Source organism: Kitasatospora sp. NPDC056800 (assembly GCF_042789775.1).
Taxonomy (GTDB): domain Bacteria; phylum Actinomycetota; class Actinomycetes; order Streptomycetales; family Streptomycetaceae; genus Kitasatospora.
Genome location: NZ_JBHUAL010000055.1, coordinates 35722 through 42980, shown reverse-complemented (window position 1 = coordinate 42980; position 7259 = coordinate 35722). Strand labels below are relative to the sequence as shown.

General features: G+C 75.3%; 6 protein-coding genes. 4 read left to right on the top strand and 2 right to left on the bottom strand.

All coding sequences use genetic code 11. From position 1 onward, the window contains the following. Window positions 1-143: 143 nt before the first annotated feature. Together ACFRQN_RS15265 and ACFRQN_RS15260 are read right to left on the bottom strand one after the other, a co-directional pair. Window positions 144-1025, bottom strand: a complete 882-nt coding sequence (locus ACFRQN_RS15265; protein ID WP_375876010.1) for a peptidase — start codon at window positions 1023-1025, stop codon at window positions 144-146. 2 nt (window positions 1026-1027) lie between these two features. Next, window positions 1028-2356: a VWA domain-containing protein gene (locus ACFRQN_RS15260; RefSeq protein WP_074001269.1), complete on the bottom strand. Its 1329-nt coding sequence runs from the start codon at window positions 2354-2356 to the stop codon at window positions 1028-1030. Between the two features lie 331 nt (window positions 2357-2687). On the opposite strand from ACFRQN_RS15260, the gene ACFRQN_RS15255 reads away from it, so the two are divergent. The 4 genes from ACFRQN_RS15255 (at window position 2688) to ACFRQN_RS15240 (ending at window position 7248) form a co-directional block, all read left to right on the top strand. Further along, entirely contained in the window at window positions 2688-3539 is an 852-nt protein-coding gene (locus ACFRQN_RS15255) for an ATP-binding cassette domain-containing protein (RefSeq protein WP_117489266.1), read from the top strand. Then, window positions 3536-4222 carry an ABC transporter gene (locus ACFRQN_RS15250; RefSeq protein WP_259316716.1) on the top strand — a complete coding sequence of 229 codons (687 nt, stop codon included), beginning with the start codon at window positions 3536-3538 and terminating at the stop codon, window positions 4220-4222. The genes ACFRQN_RS15255 and ACFRQN_RS15250 overlap by 4 nt, the downstream gene beginning before the upstream one ends. 168 nt (window positions 4223-4390) lie before the next feature. Next, window positions 4391-5740, top strand: coding sequence for an FtsW/RodA/SpoVE family cell cycle protein (locus ACFRQN_RS15245; RefSeq protein ID WP_380740794.1), 1350 nt, complete (start codon window positions 4391-4393; stop codon window positions 5738-5740). Continuing rightward, window positions 5740-7248 carry a penicillin-binding transpeptidase domain-containing protein gene (locus ACFRQN_RS15240; RefSeq protein WP_082346127.1) on the top strand — a complete coding sequence of 503 codons (1509 nt, stop codon included), beginning with the start codon at window positions 5740-5742 and terminating at the stop codon, window positions 7246-7248. The genes ACFRQN_RS15245 and ACFRQN_RS15240 overlap by 1 nt, the downstream gene beginning before the upstream one ends. The last annotated feature ends 11 nt before the right edge of the window (window positions 7249-7259 follow it).

Sequence of the window (7259 nt, the reverse complement as noted above, 5' to 3'; positions counted from 1 at the left end):
GCAGGTGGGGGGGCGGGGCTCAACGCGGCCCCCGGCCGCGGCCCCCCCCGACGTCGCACACCACCTGTCCCGCGGCGGCGCGGGGGCCCCCCACCCGCGGGTGGGCCGGCCGGAACGACGTCCGGCCGGCCCTCCGGGGCGGGTCAGGGGCGGTCCGAGCCGGTGTAGTGGCCGCTCTGGTGGGAGCCCTGGGACGGGACGGCGCCGTAGTGGCCGGGCCGGTGGCCGCGCGGGTGCCGGGTCAGCCGGTAGCCGAGGATGCCGGCCAGCGCGGCCAGGAAGCCGCCGCCGATCGTCCAGTACCAGCGGCTGTTCCAGCCGGAGAACCAGCCGGTGTACCAGTGCTCCTCCTGGGCCACCGGGGCGGCCGCCTTGGCCGTGCTCGCGCCGCCGCCGGCCGGCGGGACCAGCGGGGCCTTCAGCTCGCCGCCCTCCGGCTGGGCGTTGTCCGCGTCGCCCTTGGCGGCGACGTGCAGCTGCACCGAGGAGGCCAGGCCGAGGTCCGGCTGCGGGACGTCGCTGACCGACAGCCGCACGTAGTAGGTGCCGGGCAGCGGGTCGCCGGACCACGGCTCGGCCCAGGTCCGGACCTCGCGCAGGGTGCAGTTCAGCGCCAGCGAGCCGGCGCTCTGCTCGGCGGTGGCGTTCTGGGTGCCGGCGGTGCACGCCTGGCGGCGGCGCAGCCCGTCGAAGACCTCGACGGACCAGGTCTGCGGGCCGTGCCGGTCGGCCGAGGGGGCCAGGCCGACGGTCAGGTTGACCGTCGGGGTCTGGCCCTCGGCGGCGCCGAACGCCCAGTACAGGTAGTCACCGGTGGAGACGGAGACGTTGGCGTCCTGGTTGGGCGAGAGGTTGACCGCGGTCAGGAAGGAGGTGCCGGCCTTGGTGGCCGGGGCCGGCGTGCCGCTCGCACTGGCCGAGGGGGACGGCGAGGCGGCCGAGGCGGCCGGGGCGCCCAGGGCGCTCAGGGCCAGGGCGGGCAGCAGGGCGAGGGCGGCGAGGGCGCCGCGGATCGTCGTACGCATGGTCAGTTCTCCCGCCAGACGGCGATCCGCCAGCGCGCGATCCAGCCGAAGACCAGACCGAAGGCCAGGCCGGCCAGGGTGAGGGTGAGCAGCAGGATCCAGCCGCGGCCGAGGCCCATCGCGGCGCCCTCCGGGGCGGGCGAGGCGGAGGCCAGGTCGACGGTCAGCTCCAGCGGCAGGCCGGGGTCGGCCAGCACGCCGGCCTGCGGGGCCAGCGAGTTGCTGACGACCAGGCAGACCGTGGTCTCCGGCTTCTCCTTGGAGTCCTTGGTGGCCGTGGGGCTCGCGGTGACGTAGCCCTTGGAGTCGTCGGTGGACCAGCGCAGGCCGGTGGAGACCACGTCGGTGCGGCTGCTGCCGGCGTCGGTGCCGCGGACCAGTTCCTGGCCGGTCGCGCTGGTGGCCTGGAGCAGCACCCCGTAGTCCCGGGCCACCGGGCGGTCGAGGGCGACGCTGACCGAGGCGCGCAGCTCCTGGCCGGACTTGACCGGGACCTTGTAGACGCGGTGCTCGGAGAACTTCTCGCGGTCGGTGTAGACGCCCGGGGCGAGCACCGGGGCGCTCTCGCACTTGTCGGTGCCGGTGGTCTTGACCGGGGTCACCGTGTAGGTGTCGTTGGAGCGGTCGACCAGCTGCTTCACCTTGTCGGTGAGCTGCTCCTGGGTGCGGACGTCGGTGTAGGTGCCGCCGGTCGCGTTGGCGATGCAGAGCAGCTGCTGGCGGGTCTTGTCGTCGTGGGCCAGGCCCAGGGTGTCGACCACCAGGTGGATGCCCTGGGAGGCGAGTTCGCGGGCGACGTCACAGGGGTCGGGCGGGGTGCAGGTGTCCTCGCCGTCGGTGATCAGCACCACCCGGCGGGTGGTCTCGCCCTTGCCGAGGTCCTGGGCGGCGCCGCGCAGGGCCAGGCCGATCGGGGTCCAGCCGGTGGGGCGCAGGGTGGCGACGGCGGTCTTGGCCTCGACCTTGTTGGTCTTGCCGACCGGGTACAGCTGCTTGGTGTCCTGGCAGCCCTGGGCCTTGTCGTTGCCGGGGTAGTTCGCCCCCAGGGTGCGGATGCCGAACTCGGTCTCCGCGGGCAGCGCGTCGATCACCTCGTTCAGCGACTGCTGGGCCACCGCGATGCGGCTCTTGCCCTGGATGTCCGCCTCGCGCATGGAGCCGCTGACGTCCAGGACGAGGTCGACCCGGGGCGCCTCCTTGGTCGCGGGAGCGGCGCCGGCTGATGGTTCGTCGGCGTGGGCGGGCAGGCCGAGGAGCAGCGAGGCGCCCGTTATCGCCACTGCTGCCAGCAGGCTGCCGAGCCTGGTCTGTGGTCGTCGTCCGGTAGTCACCCGGCCGATCCTAGGGCGTGTCCGACAATTCCCGCCGGGTGCGCGACGCCGGTGCACGCACCTCGCCGCGTTGTCGTCGGTCGCCGATGCTCCGCATGGACTCCCTCCTCCGCCTTGCGATGCACGCACCCCGACGCCGCGCCCTGATCCGACGCCAATTGTCGGACACGCCCTGGGGATCATCAGTTCGCCATGGCGAAACGAGTCCGGATCGTGCCTCAACCAGCTCCGGCGCGAACTCCGGCGCACAGCTGGGGAATCCGTGCTTTCACAGCGGTCTTACGCGGCCTGGATAGCCTTCCTCTCGCGACGGATCGGGAGCGGGGGAGCGATGGAGCTGACGGCGGTCGGCAAGCGGTACGGGCGGCGGGAGCGGTGGATCCTGCGTGGGGTCGATCTGGCGGTCGGGCCGGGCGAGCTGGTGCGGATCGCCGGGCGGAACGGGAGCGGCAAGTCGACGCTGCTGCGGCTGGTCGCCGGGATCGAGCGGCCGAGCACGGGGCGGGTGGCGCGGCCCGGCCCGGCGGCGTACGTGCCCGAGCGCTTCCCGCCGGCGCTGCCCTTCGACGCCGCCTCCTACCTGCTGCGGGTGGGGCGGGTGCACGGGCTGTCGGCGGAGCGGGCGCGGCGGCGGGCGGGGGAGCTGCTGGACCGGTTCGGTGTCGCGGACCGGGCGGGCACGCCGTTGAGCCGGCTGTCGAAGGGCACCTGCCAGAAGGTCGCGGTCGCCCAGGCGCTGCTCCCCGAGGCGCGGGTGCTGCTGCTGGACGAGGCGTGGACCGGGCTGGACCCGGAGGCCCGGGCGGTGCTGGACGAGGCCGCCGCCGAGCGGGCGGCGGCGGGCGGCACGGTGCTGTTCGTCGACCACGACCCGGCCCGGCTGGCCGGGTTGACCAGCGCCGCGTACCGGGTCGGTACGGACGGCGTGCTGCGGCCGGTCGAGGACGGGGTGCCGGAGCCGGCGGCGGGCGGCCCGGTGATGGAGGTCGAGGTGGACGTCCCGGACGGCGCCCCGCTGCCCACGGCGTTGCCGGGGGCGCCGGAGGTCACCGCGCTGGCCGGGACGGCGGTGCGGCTGGCGGTGCCGGCCGCGCACTCGGACGCGCTGCTGCGCCGGCTGCTGCTGGGCCGCCCGGCCGTCCGGGTGCTGGCGGTGCGTCGGCGCGAGGAGGGGGAGCGGTGACGGCGCGGATCGGTGCGCTGACCCGGTACCACCTGGAGCTGCTGCTGCGCTCGCACGCCTGGCTGCCGCCGTTCCTGGCGTACGCGGTGCTGCTGGTGGTCGGGGTGGCGGCGGGGGACCCGCTGCTGGGCGGCCTCGGCTTCGGCGCGGGGGTGCTGCTGCCGGTGAGCGCCTGGTACGTGCGCAGTGCGCTGAGCGCGGAGCCGCCGGCCTCGCGGGCCTGCCTGGTGGCGGCGGCGGGCCCGGTCCGGGTCCACCTGGGGGCGCTGCTGGCGGCGCTGACGGTGTCGCTGGTTCTGGCGGTCGGTCAGGTGGCGGCGGTCTGGTGGACCAGCGGGCCGGTGGTCGGCCAGGGGGTTCGGCAGGAACCGGGGACCGGGCCGGCGGTGCTGGCCGGGCTGGTGGCCTCCGTGGTCTGCGCGCTGCTGGGGGTGCTGGCCGGGGCGGTGGCGAACCGTCCGGTGCTGGTCCACGCGCAGTACGGCATCCCGGCGGCGCTGGGGCTGGCCACGCTGCTGCTGGTGGTGCCGGCCTCGCCGGCCAACGCGGCGGTGCGCGGGCTGGTGTCGGCGGCCCGGACCGGCCGGGTCGCGGTGCCGTGGCCGAGCCTGCTGGCCGCCGCCGTCCTGCTGGCGGCGGTCGGCGCGGGGGTGGCGGCGCTGGCCGGGCGGCGGCCGGAGTGAGGGCCGGGGGCGGATCGGCGGGCCCGGGTGATTCGGGCATCGGCGGACACACCGTGGCGGAGTGTCAAAAATACGGATAGCACTCGTTAGGGTGACGAACCGGGACACGGGCGCCGCCGCACCGGCGCCCGGACCCTCCCCGCTAGACCGCGACCCCCAGGACGGTCCGTGGCGACACCCTCCGCCGTGCCGAGATCCGCCGCCGGGCCGAGCCGGCCGGTGCCGACCAGGCGCACCACCGAGCTCGTCCTGGTGGTCGGCGCCGTCCTGATCGCCGTGTTCGGCTACGTCGAGGTCGGCGTCAACCTGGACGGCCACGTCCCGGCCGACGCGGCCGAGTACGGCGCCGCGCTGGGCGTGCTCGCCCTGGCGGCGCACGCCGTGGTCCGCTGGCGGGCCCGGTACGCGGACCCGCTGCTGCTGCCGATCGCGGTGCTGCTGAACGGGATCGGGCTGGTGGTGATCTACCGGCTCGACCGGGCCACCCCGGGGCGCGGCGCCGCCTCCACCCAGCTGCTCTGGTCGGCGCTGGGGGTGGCGCTGTTCATCGCGGTGGTGCTGCTGGTGCGCGACCACCGGCGGCTGCGGCGCTACGCGTACGTCGGGGCGCTGGTGGCGCTGGTCCTGCTGGTGCTGCCGATCTTCTTCCCGCCGGTGTACGGCTCCCGGATCTGGGTCGTGATCGGGCCGCTCTCCTTCCAGCCCGGGGAGTTCGCCAAGATCCTGCTGGCGGTCTTCTTCGCCGCGTACCTGGCGGTGCACCGGGACGCGCTGGCGCTGACCGGCCGCCGGGTCTGGCGCTGGCAGCTGCCGCGCGGGCGGGTGCTCGGGCCGGTGCTGCTGATCTGGGCGGCGTTCGTCGGCGTCCTGGTGCTGGAGACCGACCTCGGCACCTCGCTGCTGTTCTTCGGCCTGTTCGTGGTGATGCTCTACGTGGCGACCGCGCGCACCGGCTGGATCGCGATCGGCCTCGGCCTGGCCGCCGTCGGGGCGGTGACGGTGGGCTGGCTCTCGCCGCACGTGCACAGCCGGGTCGCGGACTGGCTGGACCCGCTGGGCTCGATCGAGGCGGGCCGGGGCGCCAACCAGATCGCCCAGTCGCTGTTCGCCTTCGCCTGGGGCGGCGAGCTGGGCACCGGGCTCGGCAACGGGCACTCGGTGCTGATCGGCTTCGCCGCCAAGTCGGACTTCATCCTCGCCACGATCGGCGAGGAGCTCGGGCTGACCGGGCTGACCGCGGTGTTCCTGCTGTACGCGGCGCTGGTCTCGCGGGGCTTCCGGACCGGCATCGCGCTGCGCGATCCGTTCGGGCGGCTGCTGGCGATCGGGCTGGCCGCGATCGTCGGCCTCCAGGTGTTCGTGGTGGCGGGCGGGGTGCTCGCGCTGATCCCGCTGACCGGGATGACCATGCCGTTCATCGCCCAGGGCGGCTCCTCGGTGGTCACCAACTGGATCATCGTCGCGCTGCTCGTGCGGATGAGCGACGACGCCCGCCGGCCCGTGACCGGGGAGGTCTGATGGCGCGCGTCCGGGCCAGGGGCAACGGCCCGCAGGGGCTGCCCGGCATCTCGGTCACCGGGCGCCGGGCGGGCACCTTCTGCCTGCTACTGGTCGCGGCGCTGTGCGTGCAGGCCACCCGGGTGCAGGTGTTCCAGGCGCAGGACCTCGACCGCAACAGCGCCAACCAGCGGCTCACCGTCGAGCGGTACGCCCAGCCGCGCGGCGACATCCTGGTCGGCCCGGACCCGGTGACCGGCTCCGAGCCGACCGGCGGCCGGTACGCGTACAAGCGCGGCTACACCGACGGCCCGACCTACGCGGCGGTCACCGGCTTCGCCTCGCAGGCGTACGGCACCACCCAGCTGGAGGGGACCGAGGACGAGCTGCTGACCGGCACCGACGGCCGGCTGGCGGGCTGGTCGGTCTGGGACGCCGTCTCGCGCCGGCAGAACCCCGGCGGGGACGTCCACACCACGCTGAACCGGGCCGCCCAGCAGGCCGCGATGCGCGGGCTCGGCGACCAGAAGGGCGCGGTCGCCGCGATCGAGCCGGCCACCGGGCGGATCCTGGCGCTGGCCAGCACGCCCTCGTACGACCCGGGCTCCTTCGCCGGGTACGGCGCCGACGACCAGGAGGCCTGGAACCGGCTGCAGGCCGACGCCGACCAGCCGATGCTCAACCGGGCGCTGCGCCAGACCTACCCGCCGGGTTCGACCTTCAAGGTGGTCACCGCCGCGGCCGCGCTGGCGGCCGGGGTGGTCACCGACCCGGCCGCGCCGACCGGGGCGCCCTTCCCGTACGTGCTGCCCGGCACGACCACGCCGCTGGTCAACGACACCCCGGCCTGCGACCGGGCCGACCTGTCGCTGGCCGCCGCGATGACGGCCAGCTGCAACAGCGTGCTCGGCTACCTGGGGGTGCGGACCGGGCTGGACCGGATGGCCGAGATGGCCGGGAACCTCGGCTTCAACGACGCGAGGCTGGACGTCCCGGTGCGGGCTGCCCGGTCGAACTTCGACACCCGGATGGACGAGTCGCAGCTGGCGCTCTCCTCGATCGGGCAGTTCGACACGGCGGCCACCCCGCTGACGATGGCGATGGTCGCGGCCGGGGTGGCCAACGACGGGACGGTGATGCGTCCACAGCTCGTGGACCGGCTGACCAGGAGCGACGGCACCACGGTGCAGCTGATGAAGCCGGCCGTGTACCGGCGGGCGATGACCCCGGCGGTGGCCGGGCAGGTGCGCGGGCTGATGACCGGCGTGGTGGAGAACGGCACCGGCGGCAACGCCCGGATCGCCGGGGCGGTGGTCGGCGGCAAGACCGGGACGGCCCAGCACGGGGTGGGCAACAGCGGGACGCCGTACGCCTGGTTCATCGCCTGGGCGGCGCCGGCCGGTTCGGACGCGGTGCCGCCGGTGGCGGTCGCCGTGGTGGTCGAGGACAGCGGGGCCACGGACGTCACGGGTGGCGCGCTGGCGGCGCCGATCGCCCGGTCGGTGATGCGGGCGGTGCTCGGCGGATGATCTCCGCAGGT

Coding starts and splice junctions, on each gene's coding strand:
- ACFRQN_RS15265 (WP_375876010.1), bottom strand. CDS start 1,025: ATGCGTACGACGATCCGCGGCGCCCTCGCCGCCCTCGCCCTGCTGCCC.
- ACFRQN_RS15255 (WP_117489266.1), top strand. CDS start 2,688: ATGGAGCTGACGGCGGTCGGCAAGCGGTACGGGCGGCGGGAGCGGTGG.
- ACFRQN_RS15240 (WP_082346127.1), top strand. CDS start 5,740: ATGGCGCGCGTCCGGGCCAGGGGCAACGGCCCGCAGGGGCTGCCCGGC.